Annotated in this window: 22 protein-coding genes and 1 tRNA gene; all 23 read right to left on the bottom strand. The window is 61.4% G+C overall.

Annotated features, from left to right (window positions below; translation table 11 throughout):
- The 23 genes from QFZ30_RS12145 to QFZ30_RS12035 all read right to left on the bottom strand — a co-directional run bounded on the left by QFZ30_RS12145 (position 1) and on the right by QFZ30_RS12035 (position 14,835).
- Entirely contained in the window at positions 1–144 is a 144-nt protein-coding gene (locus QFZ30_RS12145) for a hypothetical protein (RefSeq protein WP_307076513.1), read from the bottom strand.
- Between the two features lie 54 nt (positions 145–198).
- Positions 199–612, bottom strand: coding sequence for a hypothetical protein (locus QFZ30_RS12140; protein WP_307076511.1), 414 nt, complete (start codon positions 610–612; stop codon positions 199–201).
- Entirely contained in the window at positions 609–998 is a 390-nt protein-coding gene (locus tag QFZ30_RS12135; RefSeq protein ID WP_307076509.1) for a hypothetical protein, read from the bottom strand. The genes QFZ30_RS12140 and QFZ30_RS12135 overlap by 4 nt, the downstream gene beginning before the upstream one ends.
- Entirely contained in the window at positions 995–1,390 is a 396-nt protein-coding gene (locus QFZ30_RS12130; protein WP_307076507.1) for a DUF6093 family protein, read from the bottom strand. Before QFZ30_RS12130 ends, QFZ30_RS12135 begins: the two co-directional genes overlap by 4 nt.
- The gene (locus QFZ30_RS12125) at positions 1,387–1,770 is read right to left on the bottom strand and encodes a Gp19/Gp15/Gp42 family protein (RefSeq protein WP_307076505.1); all 384 of its coding nucleotides are present in this window, start codon (positions 1,768–1,770) and stop codon (positions 1,387–1,389) included. Before QFZ30_RS12125 ends, QFZ30_RS12130 begins: the two co-directional genes overlap by 4 nt.
- A 171-nt stretch (positions 1,771–1,941) precedes the next feature.
- The gene (locus tag QFZ30_RS12120) at positions 1,942–2,847 is read right to left on the bottom strand and encodes a phage major capsid protein (protein ID WP_307076503.1); all 906 of its coding nucleotides are present in this window, start codon (positions 2,845–2,847) and stop codon (positions 1,942–1,944) included.
- Positions 2,848–2,864: 17 nt separating this feature from the next.
- Positions 2,865–3,353, bottom strand: a complete 489-nt coding sequence (locus QFZ30_RS12115; protein ID WP_307076501.1) for a hypothetical protein — start codon at positions 3,351–3,353, stop codon at positions 2,865–2,867.
- Positions 3,354–3,420: 67 nt separating this feature from the next.
- Positions 3,421–4,632: a hypothetical protein gene (locus QFZ30_RS12110; protein ID WP_307076499.1), complete on the bottom strand. Its 1,212-nt coding sequence runs from the start codon at positions 4,630–4,632 to the stop codon at positions 3,421–3,423.
- The gene (locus QFZ30_RS12105; protein WP_307076497.1) at positions 4,632–5,972 is read right to left on the bottom strand and encodes a phage portal protein; all 1,341 of its coding nucleotides are present in this window, start codon (positions 5,970–5,972) and stop codon (positions 4,632–4,634) included. Before QFZ30_RS12105 ends, QFZ30_RS12110 begins: the two co-directional genes overlap by 1 nt.
- A 10-nt stretch (positions 5,973–5,982) precedes the next feature.
- A complete protein-coding gene (locus QFZ30_RS12100) occupies positions 5,983–6,606 on the bottom strand; it encodes a terminase TerL endonuclease subunit (RefSeq protein WP_307076496.1) in 624 nt (207 codons plus the stop codon).
- Positions 6,566–7,627: a terminase gene (locus QFZ30_RS12095; protein WP_307076494.1), complete on the bottom strand. Its 1,062-nt coding sequence runs from the start codon at positions 7,625–7,627 to the stop codon at positions 6,566–6,568. The genes QFZ30_RS12100 and QFZ30_RS12095 overlap by 41 nt, the downstream gene beginning before the upstream one ends.
- A complete protein-coding gene (locus QFZ30_RS12090) occupies positions 7,617–8,042 on the bottom strand; it encodes a hypothetical protein (protein ID WP_307076492.1) in 426 nt (141 codons plus the stop codon). The genes QFZ30_RS12095 and QFZ30_RS12090 overlap by 11 nt, the downstream gene beginning before the upstream one ends.
- Positions 8,043–8,538: 496 nt before the next feature.
- Complete coding sequence (locus QFZ30_RS12085; protein ID WP_307076490.1) at positions 8,539–8,754, bottom strand: hypothetical protein; 216 nt, start codon at positions 8,752–8,754, stop codon at positions 8,539–8,541.
- A 170-nt stretch (positions 8,755–8,924) separates the two neighbouring features.
- A complete protein-coding gene (locus QFZ30_RS12080; protein ID WP_307076488.1) occupies positions 8,925–9,146 on the bottom strand; it encodes a hypothetical protein in 222 nt (73 codons plus the stop codon).
- A 336-nt stretch (positions 9,147–9,482) separates the two neighbouring features.
- Positions 9,483–9,551, bottom strand: a tRNA-Trp gene (locus tag QFZ30_RS12075).
- A gap of 779 nt (positions 9,552–10,330) precedes the next feature.
- Complete coding sequence (locus QFZ30_RS12070) at positions 10,331–10,726, bottom strand: hypothetical protein (protein WP_307076486.1); 396 nt, start codon at positions 10,724–10,726, stop codon at positions 10,331–10,333.
- Positions 10,723–11,331: a DUF7341 domain-containing protein gene (locus tag QFZ30_RS12065; RefSeq protein WP_307076484.1), complete on the bottom strand. Its 609-nt coding sequence runs from the start codon at positions 11,329–11,331 to the stop codon at positions 10,723–10,725. The genes QFZ30_RS12070 and QFZ30_RS12065 overlap by 4 nt, the downstream gene beginning before the upstream one ends.
- 55 nt (positions 11,332–11,386) lie before the next feature.
- Entirely contained in the window at positions 11,387–12,688 is a 1,302-nt protein-coding gene (locus QFZ30_RS12060) for a replicative DNA helicase (RefSeq protein ID WP_307076482.1), read from the bottom strand.
- The gene (locus QFZ30_RS12055; RefSeq protein WP_307076481.1) at positions 12,685–13,686 is read right to left on the bottom strand and encodes a hypothetical protein; all 1,002 of its coding nucleotides are present in this window, start codon (positions 13,684–13,686) and stop codon (positions 12,685–12,687) included. The genes QFZ30_RS12060 and QFZ30_RS12055 overlap by 4 nt, the downstream gene beginning before the upstream one ends.
- Before the next feature lie 58 nt (positions 13,687–13,744).
- On the bottom strand, positions 13,745–14,152 hold the full coding sequence (locus QFZ30_RS12050; protein ID WP_307076479.1) for a hypothetical protein: 408 nt from the start codon (positions 14,150–14,152) through the stop codon (positions 13,745–13,747).
- Positions 14,152–14,502, bottom strand: coding sequence for a hypothetical protein (locus QFZ30_RS12045; RefSeq protein ID WP_307076477.1), 351 nt, complete (start codon positions 14,500–14,502; stop codon positions 14,152–14,154). The genes QFZ30_RS12050 and QFZ30_RS12045 overlap by 1 nt, the downstream gene beginning before the upstream one ends.
- A gap of 10 nt (positions 14,503–14,512) precedes the next feature.
- On the bottom strand, positions 14,513–14,641 hold the full coding sequence (locus QFZ30_RS12040) for a hypothetical protein (protein WP_307076476.1): 129 nt from the start codon (positions 14,639–14,641) through the stop codon (positions 14,513–14,515).
- On the bottom strand, positions 14,638–14,835 hold the full coding sequence (locus QFZ30_RS12035; RefSeq protein ID WP_307076474.1) for a helix-turn-helix transcriptional regulator: 198 nt from the start codon (positions 14,833–14,835) through the stop codon (positions 14,638–14,640). The genes QFZ30_RS12040 and QFZ30_RS12035 overlap by 4 nt, the downstream gene beginning before the upstream one ends.
- Positions 14,836–14,856: the final 21 nt, after the last annotated feature.

Raw genomic sequence — 14,856 nt, 5'->3', positions numbered from 1 at the left:
TTAGGCCTCCTTTTTAGTGTCGGCCTTCGCCGGGGTGGATGATTTCGCGGGCTCAACCAACTTGAACTCGCCGGGGAAGTCTTCGAGGTAGGACTCAGGGACGGTCTGAATCTCACCGTTCTTGTTTTTGACATCGACAAACATGGCGCCTCCAGGGCATGAAAAAAGCGCCCTCGTCAGGCGCGTTGATGGGATGGGTTAGAGCTTGTGTGAGATGAGGGAGAACTCGTCAACCGCGTAGATCGGATGCCCGCCGCCGGTCAGTGTCACGTCCGTGTCCGTCTGCACATCCATGAGGACCGCCTGACGAAGCGGACTTGCGCGCCAGCCCGTAATCGTGGGCGTCTTGCGGCTCAGTGCTGCGCGGGCATTCCTTGCAATGATCAGCAGCGAGTCACCATTCAGACCGACATAGGTAGCCCGGATCCGCAGCGACAGCAAGTCGGGAACATCCCGCAACGAGTCGCCGTCAGGACCACCCGAGGACTCCTCGCCAAGATCGCCCCACAACACCACGTAGGGGTAGACGGGATCAGCCGGAACGGACCACATGTGAACCCGGACAGTGCCCGGCAGGAGGGCTTTGACCGCGTCGTAGTGTTCCTTGATCACAGCAGCCCCTCCGTCGCCTTGAACGCGTACTCGTAGAAGTTGGGGGCCTCTTCAAGCATCGCGTCTTCAGGGTTACGGACAGTGCCACCGCCGGGCTTCGATGTACCGAAATACGCGATGCCGGCGAGCGATGCAGAGCCGCCGCCACTGGGGCCGATCTCAGCCTCAATCACGCCGTCACCGCCGAAGATGTGTTCCTTGATGTCGTATGAAATCACTGCCGCCAACTGCTTGAAGTGCCGTGAGCTCCGCGCATCTTTCCGCATGATGTTCTTGGTGTTCAGCGCAGACTTGGCGACAACTCCGCGCATCTTCGGAACCATCAACGCAGGGATGGCACGGAAGGCCCGAGCCAGTCCGTCGAGTTCGGAAGTGTCCGCGCTCATGACGTAATCTCCTTGACGGGGATCCGGTACGCGGTGTCGTAGGTGTCCGGCGTGAACCCATCCACCCGATAGACCTTGCCGACCGTGAACGAATTCAGCAGTGACGTGAGGATTTCAACCTCGTGCCCGTCCAGGATCTCGGCAGCGTTCGCCGGGATGTGAACCTGCCTGGAGACGACGGTGAACGTCGCGCCGCCAGCCTCGGGGGATGACACTGCCGAGTCCTTCGACTGGACCTTGCACTTGCCCTCGTAGACCGTTGTGCGGGGCGTGGTTACGTTACCCGTGTCAGGGTCGGTTACTGGGGTGCCGACTGAGGTTATGCGGCACGTGTCCACCATTAGGGCCTCGGCTTCACGGCGGCCAGCAAGGACCGCGTCAGCCGCGCTCATGGCGCCCCGTAAGGCGTGATGGTGAACGCGTCACCGGATGAGCCGGGGAGCAGCAAGCTCCACTCCTCATCCGTCAGGCCCAAGAGCCCGGCGCTATTGGACGAGTCCGCAGTCTTGGTCGTCGAGTAGTCGTCAATCGCTACCGTCGTAGTCCGCAAACCTTCAGGGTTGTGAAGTTTGCGGATCACAGCGGCGGCGATGACGCGCAGGACCGTCGCGGCAGTTGGGCGACCTGCCACGATCAGGTCAAGCAGGTTCGGGATCCGCTCGTCGATCTCAGACTCAAGGTCATTAATCCACGCGCCAACCTGAGCCGCCTCACTTGCGGTGAGGGTGCGGCCATAGCGGACCTCAACGTCACTTACGGTTGCGTAAGCCATGACCGCGCCCCTTACTTACGTCGCCGGGTAGTTGCAGGCTTCTCCGGGGTCGCCTTGACCGGCTCGACCTTTGCGTCAGCATCGGTCCAGCCTTGGGAGAGGTAGGACGCTGCAAGGTCACCCTCACAGCGCACCACCGTCCCCGCTACCGGGTGGATCAGCCGGGACAACTTACGGGGTAGCGTTCGTGTACTCGACGAATGCGGCCGTGTCGTTGACGAGCCAGCCGTATTCTGCTTCAGCCAGGATGGCAACGAGGTTGTTCTCGAACAGTGAAACGAGTTCGCCGTTGATCGTGACGGTTGCCTCAGTGGAGACCTTGTAGGAGATGCCACCTACGGCGCCCCATGCGGTCTGTGACCAGTCGCCACCGAAGCCGATGACGGAGCCGGTAGCGTTGTAGACGCCCTCACCGATGAACGCCGAGCGGCCCAGAAGGCGGCCCTGACGGAACGGTGCAGCGTTGTCCACGAGCGGCGAGTCGATGTAGATCGGGCGTCCGCCAGCGTCAACAGCGCCGTTCAGGAGCGGCTCGAAGCGGTCGTCAAGGGCGAAGCCGGAAAGGCGCTTGCCGTCGTCAACCAGAAGCTTCAGACCGGCGTTGATGTCACCGTGGATGCCACCGGCAGCCTGGAGGGTGGTGCCCAGCTCGATGGTCTTCGTGGTCTGGGCCACGAAGGTCGAGAATGGGGTTGCGGTGCCGTGAAGTGCGGCGGCATCGAACGCGGTTGCGAACGCGTCGCCGACCTGGTTGCGGACGATGTTCATGTAGTTGCCCGGGTTGGCACGAACCACTTCAGCAGAAACCACCGAGATGACGGCGAGCTTCTTAGGGTCCATGTTCTTCAGTGCCAGCGCACCCTTAGAGGCGGGCTTCTGCGCACCTTCAGCGACCCAGCCGGCGGTCAGTTTGCCGGTAACGACGGGGATGGACTGGCCGGCAGCGCCAAGCTGGATCTGCGGGGCGAGCTGCTGGACAGCGGATGAGCGTGCGGCGCGTTCAAAGATCGCGGCGGACTGCTCACGGTTGAGGAAGCCGGAAAAGTCCGACGTGGTTGTTGCGGCGGTGATCGCCATGACGTGCTCCTAAAAAGTTAGTTGATGCCGAGTTTCGACTTGAGATCCGCAAGCAGCGGATCTCCGTTCAGCGCGTGATCCGGAACCTTCGCACCCTGGGAGGGGTCTGGCTTCGGGGTGCCGGGAGTGTTCAACCGGGCCATCAGAAGGTCAGCCTTCGCGGCTACTGCTTCCTCTGTGTCACCAGTCAGGAACTCGATGAGATCCGCGGGTACGCCCTTATGGAGGGCTACCGATGCGCGGATGTTCTCTTTGCGGAGCGCTGCAAGTTCGGCGGCGGATTCCTCGGCGGCCTGCTTGGTGCGCTCCAGTTCGGAGAGGTTGGCATCCTCGAAGCCCTTGAGCTTCGCGGACAATTCGGCGAGGTTGCGTTCGGCTACCTTGCGAGCTTCGCGCTCTGCCTGGATTGCCTTCTTGCCACCGTCCCCGAGTTCCTGGGATTCGACCACTGGAGATTCGGCGGGTGCCTCGGCCTCAGCGGCTGGTGTGGTTGTGTCTTCCGACATGGTTTGTCCTCCGTCGCGGTGGAAAAACCCCCGAGCGTCGCGCATGGGGGGAGAATTGGGGCTCGGCCTAGTAGCCGAGGATGTGTTTGCGGTATTCGCGTTCGACGCGTGCCGCAACTTCGGGCGTGACCTTCGCGGCCTTCGCATTTGTGAATGGGTTGCGGCCATTGCGTACTGCATCCCAGTTCGCTTGCGCGTCATAGATGCGGCGCTCAGCGGCGGTCATAGTCGCCCGGCTAAGCGGATCGCGGACGCCAGTGCGGCGGGCTTCCTCGACGGCGTTACGGACGCCTACGCGAGTTCCGCCGCGGCCTAGTGCGCCGAAGCCCTCAGCCTGTCCGCGGAGGACGCCTGTGGGGTTCTGGCCGCCGGGAAGGATGTATCCGTACCGCTCAAGCTCCGCGAGCGTGTCAGCGCGACTCAGACCCTTGCCGTAGATGGCTTCCGGGGTGAGTCTTGGACCGTTGCGGCCGAAATTCCCGTGACGAGTGGTGCCTTCGGTAGTGACCAGCCCGCCCGGCTTGACGCCGCGGTTCGCGTTGACCACCTGGAAGATGTCGGAACCGTCCCGGATGGCTTGCGCTTCCGCCTTGCCGTAGGTGCGGTCCTGCTCGGCAGCAGACAGGCCCTTGAAGTACTCGTAAGGGTCGTGGATCAGGCCCTCAGTCTCAGCGGCAGCAGTTGCCGTGGTCTGGACGTGGACGCAATCGCACTTGGGGTGGCGGTTGAAGCCGTTGTTCCAGCGGTAGAAACGGCCAGCGAGGATCGAGCAGCGCGAGCATGACGGCGGGTTGAGCATCCGCACGTAGCCGACATTCTTACGCGTCGCCGTATCGACGCCAGCGGCAGCGCGGCCCGAATCGGCAACCGTCGTCTGCGTCACCATCTCCAGGAACCTGCCGCCCTTACGGACTGCGGTGGGTACGTCCATGCCGCCGGCAATCAGGCCCTTCGTGTGAGGGACTGCCGTGTAGAGCAAGCCTTGGAGTGAGCGCCCATCGGACGCGAACCCGGCGAACGCCTCGGGGTTCACGAAGTGCTGCGGGGCCTCATAGAGACCCTGCGCCGCAAGCGTGGCCGCGCCATAAGACGCGCCCTGCACCGCGCCAGACTCCTGCACCAGCGAGACAGCGCCGACCAACCCTGGGAGCATTGACTGCCAGGATCCCGAGAGATCGCCAGAGTCAACACCAGCCCATGCGCGACGTGCCGCCAGCACTGCCACGGCCCGCAATCGCTGCATCCGCTTGTAGTGCTCGACGGTCGGCGCGGGAATCATTAGACCACCTCTTCAACGTCCTTTTCCAAGGAAGTCAGCGCTAGCCGGGACTGATTCACGAAGTAGTCGCGCTCACGAGCCTTACGGGCCTCGGACCACTGCAACTCATCCCAGACGCCTTCGCGTGAGATGACACCATTGCCAGCCGCGTACAGCTTCGACAGGGCATCAGCCTTCTGTGAGAATGTCGGGGTGCCGGCGTCGAACCATTCAGTTTTGATCTGGTTGGCAGCGGGCCAGACGCCAGTGCGGAGCCGCTCAGCAATGCCCTGAACCCAAGCCCAGCCATCGCCAAGCCCAGCCGCTTTGCCTTCGACGTTCATAATCAGGCGGGTTTCATCGGCGCGGATCGCACCCTCAGCCGCCGGGTTCACCGAAGTCTGACCAAAGTAGCGAGTAGGGAGGCCGGTAACCGAAGATGCGTCGTTGGCAAGGTGGTTGACCGTGCCCCAGAAGTTATCCAGGCTCGCGCCGTCGAACTGTCCGACCTTGGCGTCCTTGTTCCCATTGGCCCAGATCGCGCCCATATAGGACTCCCAGACGGGAATCGGCTTGCCTGTACCGTCCACGAAATCGCCCTTGGACATGCCCACAACCCACCGCTTAGGAATAGCGATGGACTCGGCGGCGACCTGCATGTTTGTCAGGGCCCGCGCTGCTGCGTCAACCAGCGGGATAACGTCCCGCATCTCCGACACGCCATCCCATTTACCGGCGCGACGGCGGTTGATGAACATCACGATAGGCACGCGGCCCAAGTTATGGTTGTCGCGGTCATACTCATCCCATTTGCCGGCGGACTTCGCCAGCCAGACGGTGGAGTTGGGCTGGTAGAGGGTCGCTAGGTTCGGCTCCGGGTCGTTCTCGGTGCCGCCGTAGAGCCTCAGCGCGGCTTCGATGCGGCGGGTACGCGGGTCAACCCTGACGGTCAGTTCGCGGGGCGATTCCACGCTAATCAGCGGGTGCGCTGCGTCGTCGGCGTTGGAGCCGACACACACGAATCCACGGCCGTAAATCAGCGTGTCCTTATGCAGTAGGCCCGACTCTGAATCGAGGTTGTTTGCATCCCAGTGCTCGCGGAGGATCTTCGACGCGCTCACGTCGCCGGGAAGGACGAACTCCTTGAGGCGAAGGCGCTGCTCGACGGAGTCAACCGTTACGCGGTTCCAGTTCAGGACCGTTTCAAAGCGGCGCAGCTCGGGCGGAACGGCGATGCCAAGGTGCTCAAGGCGCTGCGTGCCCTCGTAGTACTTGTCGTTCAGGTCATCCTTGGGGCTGAGTTCATCAGACTGCCGGCGCAACACCTCAACAAGTCCCAGCTCTTCGTTGGAGACGGCCATCTATTGCCCCCTAACGGAACACGAACATGCGGTTATCGGTCTCGATGCCATCCCAGCCGGATTCGCGGGCGTCCGCGGCGGCAGTGTAGGCGAGGATCTTCGCCATGACAGCGTCGATCTTCTGATGATTGGCGGGCTTACCTAGGACGTACTGCTGATTGAACTTGCCGAGCTTCTTCGCGTTCGCAGCGTGAGTGGTTGCAATCGGGCAGCCATCATGACGGAGACGCTTCTGCGCGAGGTCGATCTCGAAACGCTTGATCTCGGGGTACATGCGGGAGACCTTGTTGGTCGGCCACTCGAAGACGTGATTGTCGCCGTACTTGACGGACCACTCGCCAATTTCCGAATACCAGTCGTGAGGGTCGCAATAGAACCGCTCCACCTTGTACCGCTGGAAGAGTTCATCGACGGCGACGTGGACCTGATCGCGTGGGATGGATCCGTTTTCCTCCGCTGGATTCCAGACAGTCGGCCGCGAATCCGGGCCATAGCGCGGTGTGAAGCTGAAGCCGTCGATAGTCTCGGCCTGAATTGCGGTCCAGTCGTCATTCTCGGAACCGTCGAAGCCAAGGCAGATCGGCGTTCCGGGCTCAGGATTCGGCAGCCACAACATTTCCGGCATAAGCGGCATCCCACAAACCATCCTTCAGCCAGGAACCAAGGCCATGCACGATCCGGTTGCCGTAGAACCGCTCAGCCTGCGCAGGGTCCGTCTCCATCAGCTCCGCAGCCTCAGCCTCGATAGCATCCAGATCGACCCAAGGTGAGCCCTCGTAGACGTACCTATGGATGCGACGGCGGTGCTCTTTGTTCTTGTAGGACAGATCAGCCGGCGGCTTGCGATAGAAGCGGTAGATGTCAGTCGATTTAGACTCGGAAGTCTGTTGTGCTGTGGAGTTCTCGGACGGATCCCAAGGGTTCGTCCACTCAATCGAGCGGCCACCCATACCGGCGAGACCGCGGCGCATCGTCTGAGCCACACGGACCATCTTGTTTTGCACCGTGTAGATGCCGGACTCGTCAAAGTTCGCAAAGTTGATCGGGTTACCCAAGCGCGACATGGCCGACGACGTGACAGCTTCGATCTTGCCGTTATTTGGCAACCGAACGAACTGCTCACCCGTCTTCATGATCGAATCCAGGGCACCACCGCGGACCATTGCCTGCAACGGCCGGTAGACGTTGTCCACCTGCTCCTCAGAGGTCGCCACAAGCTGAATCAGCGACGTATTCCGGGGGATTCCCATCGCGTCGCCGGGCTCATACTCGAAAGAGAAATCACAGTCGCAACCGTGCGCATGGCAAGAATAGACCTCGCCGCCCTCAGCCCAACCGCCAAAAACGACAGGGCCCGCAGCTTCAAGCAACGTCACGGCAGCCGCAAGAGGCCCCTTACCCGTCTTCTGCGGCGCAACCACCTGGGAGCGGCGGTATTGGAACGCAGGAGCCAGCACGGGACGCTCAGGAACCCACCTAGCCGCACGCTTCACCCGGTAATGATTGGCGATGATCTGCAATTGCCAGTCGGATGGGATGAACGGGGCGCCCTTATCGAAACCATCGGGAACCGAGCAGTGAGATTCGATCCAGTCAGCACCGAGGAAGCCTAGAGTCTGCCCTGCCGGAAAGTTGATGCTGAAATCATTCGTCATTCCCCACAACCTTTAGCCGGGCACGAGACGAGGACTTCCGCTTCGCCGCCGGCTCAGCTTTGGTAGCATCGCCAGCCGGCAACTGCCAACGGAGACGATTCAAGCCCGCCGTAGACAGGCCCAAGAGTTCCTGGTGCTGCTTGACCAGTGTGCGGACGGCGGAAGATGCGTCGGGAGCCTCAGCCTCGGCAAGATAGCGGGCATAGAGCGCGACCTCATCCTCAAGCCCGAGCCGCAACCACTCGGAGGCCTGCGGGCGAGTCCAGAGACGGGCCCAGATGGTCATCTCCCGGTCGCCGTTCTCCAGGTTCTCGGACAAGGGCCACTCGGGCGCCTTGCCATCGAACGAAACAAGCAACGTCCAGGATGCGGAATCGCCGGTACGTTCACGGCGCAAAGCATTCGGATCAGCCACACGGCCGGCATTCCCACGAGCACCACCAGAGGTCATTGGGATCACCGCCGATCAGCAGTTGAGAACGGTTTTCAAAAGGGTTTTGATTCTGGAAAACTACCGAGCGACCTCACCGGCGGTCTGGATTCCCAGGGGCCTTGGGTGCCCCCGGGTGGGGGTCTAGGGCCTCGTGAGGTCGCCTTGGGCATGTGCCTTACGACCACCTGCGGAGTCGTTACAGAGGGCGTGAGACGGACCTAAGTAGGAGCCTCGATCGTCGTCATCATGGTCTAGGTGCCACGCTGTGTTGGGTGCGATGACTAGGCCACATCGTGAGCAGTTGACCTTGCCTTGTTGTACCTCAAGGTTGAGGCGTGCTCGTGTTCGTTGGTGTGCTGAGCCATAGCCTCGCGCTGTGCTGGTGCCACGCTCTGCCTCGTACTCTGCGTTGTGCTTGGTGCAGTACCTACCATCCGCAGTGTGAGGACAGCCAGGCTTAGGGCATATGCGCTTGGCTCTAGGCATCGAGGGTGACCGTCTCATACGTGATATGGAACGGGCCTACATACTTGTCCTCGAAGGCGTTCGCACAATGGCCGCACAGGTAGAGCGTGCCGAGGTTGGGGAAGAGCACCTTAGCCTTAGCCTGCGCACTCGGATGCCGATCGCACTGGAACCCATCCATGCTTACCCGCTTCCACTCGCCGGCACAGAATACGACATGCGCATCCATGCCGAACCTCCTGGTGTTGAAGGGTTTGATCTACTTTGTGAACCCGCTTTGTGCGTTGACGCAACTGGTCCGGGAGTACGTTTCGATCAAGTGGGCTATGCGAGAGTTGCACTCGCCTTTATGACGTGCCGTTAGACGGTCGCCTGAACACTACGTAGCCCCGACGCCGGCTACCCGACGACTGGGATATAGAGCGTATGCTTCACAGCCCCGGACGCGGGTTCGATTATCTTCCTGCCGTCCCCATCCACTGCAAATACAACGGCGTAGATGCCGTCTGCTGTGAGGGTTAGCTTTCGGATCGAGCCAGGGTCGATGCCAGTTGCTGAGATGAGGCTCAGATAAGCTTCCCGTGAAATTGATTCCGGGATGCCGTTGATTGACATAGTCACTTGAACTTCCATCTCTCGCAGGCATCCAACATTTAGCCCGCGCTGGGTGAGCTTGCGAGATGCACCCCTGCGCAGGAGTTTTATAGGTTCAGGCCCCAACCTTTCAATCTCGCCGAAGATTGAAAGGTTGGGTTCTATGTGGACTGGAGTGGAGTTGAACCACTCAAACCGACCCGTGTACTCCGCGTCCGAAGGGGGGTGCTCTGCCTTTGAGCTACAGCCCGCGTGGTACCGGCGGGCGACGAACCCGCGCCCACTGTTCCAAAGCGGGATCCATCAGCAGTACCTCCCCGCCACCGAAGGATTGGGCGGGGCTATGGAATTGTGGGTGATGCGCAGAGTGTGCAGGAATCGAACCTGCGCTTTCGGTTTTGGAGACCGACGTGATACCACTTCACTAACTCCCATTGCCCGCTGCGTCCGGCCTCCAGGCATACCGTCTTGACCAGCCTCAGCCAGGGCCGCCCGGACCTGCCGCGCCTGGGTCCCACTCATCAAGCGCCGGCATGAACCACCAACCTGCACACATGGGAAGAGCCCCGCCCGGTATCCGGTCGAGGCTCTGACTGTGGCTGGGTGCGAAACACCAGCTCACCCCATAATTTAGATCCTTAAGTCAAGCATGTGTGGGACGTCGGCGTGTCCGGGCGTGGCGGCTTCGCCACCTCGCCAGGGTCTGGCACAAAGCTAGGCGAACCCCCCAGGGTGAGCAGGGGACTCGGTAGGAGCATCGCGCATCGTGACCAAGCTATAGGCCTGCGCAAGTTTCCCGAGCTGGTCCAACGTCGTGTTCGGCACCTTAGCCGCAATTGCGTCGAGAAGTGCCTTCCTCGCAGTGCTATCAGCCTCACGGACATCTTCTGAAATCGCCATTTGCTAACCCCAATCTGTTTAGTCCGCCACGGTGCAGCGGTTCCACACCTGACTCTAGCCAAGCCACGCCACACTTTCAGACTTCATTACTGCCTCGTTTTCATGCAACGGATGTGACGGTTACTTACTCGCCCCGCGTTTTCGGTTGTGGGCCGGGGGTTTTCGCCGTCAGGCTATTGGCCGCTTAGGTTGGGCCCGGATACGACAGAAGCCCCGGAGGCGCGGACTCCGGGGCTTCATGTGGTTTTGGTGACAGCTATGCGCTGTGCCTCAAGTGTATTAAAAATCGGAGCTAGTTACAAGCGCTTAACTCAGTTGCGCTGCTTGCGCTTTCGGAGCCACCGCCCGGGGCTCCATCGGTCGCCGGAGTTGTAGGCTGGACCGCCACCTGGGCGCATGAGTACCTTGCGTGTCGGGTTGCGTGACTCGGCGATGCAGTAAGCGCATGCTTTGTCCTCCTCGGGCTTGAATGTGTTGGGCATGATGATCTTCACTTTGGCGCCGCAGAGGGCTGCACGATAGTTGTAGGTGTCCTCGATGAAGTATGGCTCCCGGATCCCCAGTTCCGTCCTCAGTGGCCTAACTGCGTGGATGGGGCCAGGATCGTCGGGAACCTGCGGTGCGCGGGCGCCGGCCGACCTGTCGAAGGGCATCGCCCACTTGGTGAGTCCGGCTTTGTAGATGGGCTGGGGAGTAGCCGCGGTCATGCCGCCACCTTCCAGAGCTCGAGGGCCAGTGTGTGCAGTTCCGCGCCGACCCATGTGGCTCCACACGCGCCGCAACGCGCTTCGGATCCGCTGGCTGTGAGGGCGGTATTGCGGACGTATTCATCCTCGTCCCATGTCCATGCGTGCGAGACGCCGCATCCCTCGGCCGGGCACGATCCAGAGATGTCGATTCGACGTACTGGGTTGATGAGCTGGTCGATGGCGGCAGCCCAAGCCGTGGCTCGGTGCAGGCACTTCTGGGTTTCATTGCCGCTCGTGTCTGCCTGCGTCCACGCCGCCCACTTCTGGAGTTTGGACTCCGGGGACGTTGCGGGTTCATCTTTGCCGGTGATGGCGATGTGCATGGTTGCGAGGGTTTCCCGGATTTCATCCCAAAGCACGACGGCGCCCAGAGCCACTGGGCTCCGAGGCCCCGAGGATGCACCGGTCGACGGCCGGCTGCTGGAGGTGATTTCCTGCCGCAGCTGCGTGAAGAGCGCCATCTCTGTGGGATAGCTGGTTTTGCCCGTGTCGCAGTCGGTGTGGCTGGTCCGGTGGTCGCGGGTGAGGCGGTGGACTGTGGCGTTGAGCTGCTGCTCTGTCATGAAAATCTCCTGAGTGAGGTTCCGGATTGCGTTAGGGGCGGTGTGGGTGGTGCGATCATGCGACGCCGTACCTGAAGTCGCCTGGTTCGGAAGCCATGGAGTTCACTGATGCGAAGTGTGGCCGCCAGGCGAGGCGGATCTTTCCGGTTTCGCCGTGCCGGTTCTTCTCGATGATGAACTCGATCTCACCTTCCATCTCTTCGTCGTTTCGGTGGAGGAGGATGATGTTGTCGGCGTGCGCTTCGATGCCTCCGGACTCCCGGAGGTCCGACATGGTGGGGCGAGGGTCTGTCCGCTGGGTGGAGCCACGATTCACCTGCGCGAGCGCCAATACGTGCGTGTCGAACTCCTTCGCGAGGTGCTTGCAGTCCTCTGCGATCCGGGCGACCTGCCGTTCCCGCTGCTCCCGGGTATCGGCCGGGGCAACGAGCTGCAGGTAGTCAATGATCACGAGGGGCACCGGTCCTCGGCGCTTCCATGTTCGGACTGTCGCCCGGATCTGCGCCATGGTGATGCGGGATGCTTCCTCGATGTAGACGGGCCACTCGGTTGCTTTCGTGGTCAGATTGGCAATCTTCGCCCATTCGGGGTCGCCGAGGTTGAATGAGTTGATCTTGTGAATGTCGATGCCTTCCGAAGCGGCGGTCATGCGCCCGACCACTTCGTGTTCTTTCATTTCGAGGCTGAAGAATCCGGCCCCGTACTTGGCCGCGGCGACCGCGGCACAGCCGGCCACTAGGGTCTTCCCTACCGCGGGCCGGGCGCCCAGGATTGTGAGTTGCCCAGGGTGCCAGCCGCCGTTGAACCAGTAGTCCAGCTCGGACCAGCCCGTCGGGTATGAGCGGCCCTTGGGCGATGACCATAGATTTACGGCGTCTTCCAGCGCAGCCGAGAAGGTGCGGACCTTGATCCCGGTGGCCTCGTTAGCCGTGCTGTCCAGGATGGCCCTGGCCTCGTCGAGTACCGCTTCGGATGCGTCCCACTCCGCCGTCCCGGACAGCTGCTGGAGCCGGAGCCCGACGTCGGCCATTCTGCGGAGCCGCGATGTGCCCTTCACGATCCCGGCGTAGTGGGCCGTGGCGGAGCGAACGGGGGCTACTTCTATGCACTGGTGCAGGTAGACCGGGTCGAGGCCCTGTATCGGGTGGCTGGTGAGCTTCTGTGCCAACGCCAGTGGTGAGAGCGGGCGCCCCGCCCGGGACTCGGTCAGGATCAGATCCCAGAGCTGTTCATGCTGGGGCCGGTAGAACTCATCCCCGCGGAGGCTGATCTCGTCCAAGGCTCGCGAGTCCAGCATGACTGCCCCGATCACCGCCCGCTCGGCTTCCACGTCCTGCCGTGGCATGCGATCGCTCATGATGGCAGCCCAAGTTTGCCCTTGGCCTCAGCAAGGCGCTCCGCGTGGTGAGCCGCCCGCTGCGCTTTCTTCCACGCAATCTCCTCGGCGATGTCCAGACCTTCCGGTGGAGTGCCGGGGGACCATACGTCGCGACCGAGGACCGCGTCAACGTCGATGTCGCCGTTGAACCCAGCCCCAGGTGTCTTGACACCGACTCCGGCCTTTGCCTTGAGCTGATCGAACTTCTCTCGCAGCTTGGACATCGACAGGATGTTGGCCCGCCAGAACTCGTCACAGGTCGCCCACTGGATCATCCAGGCAACCTGCTTGACGTCGTAGCCGTCCAGGTCGAGCAGGAGCCGAGCCGCATCACGGTTCCTTTTGTTCCTCGATGGTTTCTTGGAGCCGTTTGCCTTCAGGCATGAATCGAGGAGATCAAGAAGCTCTTCAACATCGGGTCGCGGGATTTCGTCAGAAATCTCCGACGAAGAAGTTTCTTCTTTAGAAGAAGTAGCAGTAGCAGTAGCTGTTCGCATAGGAACCGTATTCAAATCCTTTGCCAAGGGCTTTCCCATAGCGCTTCCAAGGGCCATGCAATCCGCTTGGCTAAATTCCTTCATATCCCTTGCCTTAGCTTTGAGAATTGTCTGGACTTTCGGGTGGTCCCAAAGTGCCAAATTGGGCTGCTCGGAGTGGAGCTTCTGGATCTCGAAAGCGAAGAACTCTTTGATCTCGGTCGAGGCAATGCCGGCGAAAGCGTTCGCCATCGTGACGTGAAGGCGGGGGTGCTTGACCACTCCGTCATGCCGTGCGAACGATCGGACCAGGACCTCCTCCGTAGCGTCGTCGACGTAGATGAAGGAAGCCGCAGCCAACTCCTCAGCGTCCGCTATGACGTCCTGCGCCGTCCGCCCAGACGTCGGTGCAGCGAGCCTTCCGGGACGCCAGTCAGCGACCCCGGCGTAGTTCAGTGTCGGGTGGGTCAGGATCAGTTGGTAGAGGTGCTGGGCGCCCATCGTGAGTGCGCGCCAGTCACCGTCTGCCCAGAGGTCGACTCGGATGTTTGCGCGGTCCCTAGCCAACAGGTGACCCCTGTGCCGTCAGGTACTGGTCCAGTGTTAGTTCGGAGCGTCGGTACAGGCGGTAGTCGTTCGGGGACCAATCGCCCGCGGATATCAGTCGGCGAAGCTGACGGTAGACGTCGGCTGTCGAGCCGTTGAACCATTCCGCCTCGTTCGCCTCAAGCGTCCCGCATCGCATAAGCCGGACCGATTCGACTTCGAGGATGTGTTCCTTAATGTCGCCGGGGTACGCCGGGCGCTTGAATGGCTTGGAGTGGAAGGCCAGCACTGCGGCCAAGGCATCGGCCTCGGTGTGCTCGCCGAGGATCTCGAACCATGCGTCAGCCAGTGCGGCGGAAAAAGTGCGCCCTTCCAACAGCTCGAGCTTTTCGAGTACGGGTCCCAGTTCAGAGCGCTGCATTACTCGGTACCTCCGGGCAGGGCTTGGGCTGCGGTGATGAGGTCGGCGGCGAGCTGGAGGGCTTCGGGCGGCGTCAGCACTGTATAGTCCGGTGGCTCGTGATCCGCGGCCCACAGTTCGATCGAATGTGTGTTACTGGTCGCGTTCCAAGCAGGCGTGATGATCCATCCGCGGTTCATGGTCTCGCGGCCGATCCACTTGTCATCGGAGTGGGGCGCCAAGGTGTAGCCAGCGGGCGGCATCGGGATGGGGCCCAACATTTCCAGGAACTCCGGGAGCTTCATGCCCAACTTCTCGGCCATATCGCCGGCTTCTCGAACTGTGCGGGGTGTCTTGATACTGTGGTTCACAGGAAATCTCCTACTTGGTGGTTTCTTTGGCGGTCTGGACTGACTTCTTGGCGGAGGTGTCCAGGCCGTTGTTCTTTTTGTGCGGGTTCGTCGCCGCTACCTTTGCAGCCGGGTCGGGCTCCTTGTGACGCGTGGTCACTGGGATGCCTCATCGTCGAATGCGGCGTTGATATAGTTCTCCACATCGGACGCCTTGAAGAGCCTTCTCCCGCCGATTTTTGCCGATCGCGGCGCTGTGCCGACATGGATCATCCAGCGCAGTTGAGCCTCAGACTTCCGCAGCCGTTCGGCCGTTTCCCCCAGCGTGAGCAGCGTTGCAATAAGTAGTGCCATCAATTCCCCTTGAGAAGAGTA

This window comes from Arthrobacter pascens (assembly GCF_030815585.1).
GTDB lineage: Bacteria > Actinomycetota > Actinomycetes > Actinomycetales > Micrococcaceae > Arthrobacter > Arthrobacter pascens_A.
The sequence above is the reverse complement of the archived record's forward strand: the minus strand, read 5'-3'. Positions and strand labels throughout refer to the sequence as shown.

Coding starts and splice junctions, on each gene's coding strand:
- QFZ30_RS12145 (WP_307076513.1), bottom strand. CDS start 144: ATGTTTGTCGATGTCAAAAACAAGAACGGTGAGATTCAGACCGTCCCT.
- QFZ30_RS12135 (WP_307076509.1), bottom strand. CDS start 998: ATGAGCGCGGACACTTCCGAACTCGACGGACTGGCTCGGGCCTTCCGT.
- QFZ30_RS12130 (WP_307076507.1), bottom strand. CDS start 1,390: ATGAGCGCGGCTGACGCGGTCCTTGCTGGCCGCCGTGAAGCCGAGGCC.
- QFZ30_RS12125 (WP_307076505.1), bottom strand. CDS start 1,770: ATGGCTTACGCAACCGTAAGTGACGTTGAGGTCCGCTATGGCCGCACC.
- QFZ30_RS12120 (WP_307076503.1), bottom strand. CDS start 2,847: ATGGCGATCACCGCCGCAACAACCACGTCGGACTTTTCCGGCTTCCTC.
- QFZ30_RS12115 (WP_307076501.1), bottom strand. CDS start 3,353: ATGTCGGAAGACACAACCACACCAGCCGCTGAGGCCGAGGCACCCGCC.
- QFZ30_RS12110 (WP_307076499.1), bottom strand. CDS start 4,632: ATGATTCCCGCGCCGACCGTCGAGCACTACAAGCGGATGCAGCGATTG.
- QFZ30_RS12105 (WP_307076497.1), bottom strand. CDS start 5,972: ATGGCCGTCTCCAACGAAGAGCTGGGACTTGTTGAGGTGTTGCGCCGG.
- QFZ30_RS12100 (WP_307076496.1), bottom strand. CDS start 6,606: ATGCCGCTTATGCCGGAAATGTTGTGGCTGCCGAATCCTGAGCCCGGA.
- QFZ30_RS12095 (WP_307076494.1), bottom strand. CDS start 7,627: ATGACGAATGATTTCAGCATCAACTTTCCGGCAGGGCAGACTCTAGGC.
- QFZ30_RS12085 (WP_307076490.1), bottom strand. CDS start 8,754: ATGGATGCGCATGTCGTATTCTGTGCCGGCGAGTGGAAGCGGGTAAGC.
- QFZ30_RS12070 (WP_307076486.1), bottom strand. CDS start 10,726: ATGACCGCGGCTACTCCCCAGCCCATCTACAAAGCCGGACTCACCAAG.
- QFZ30_RS12065 (WP_307076484.1), bottom strand. CDS start 11,331: ATGACAGAGCAGCAGCTCAACGCCACAGTCCACCGCCTCACCCGCGAC.
- QFZ30_RS12060 (WP_307076482.1), bottom strand. CDS start 12,688: ATGAGCGATCGCATGCCACGGCAGGACGTGGAAGCCGAGCGGGCGGTG.
- QFZ30_RS12055 (WP_307076481.1), bottom strand. CDS start 13,686: ATGGGCGCCCAGCACCTCTACCAACTGATCCTGACCCACCCGACACTG.
- QFZ30_RS12050 (WP_307076479.1), bottom strand. CDS start 14,152: ATGCAGCGCTCTGAACTGGGACCCGTACTCGAAAAGCTCGAGCTGTTG.
- QFZ30_RS12035 (WP_307076474.1), bottom strand. CDS start 14,835: ATGGCACTACTTATTGCAACGCTGCTCACGCTGGGGGAAACGGCCGAA.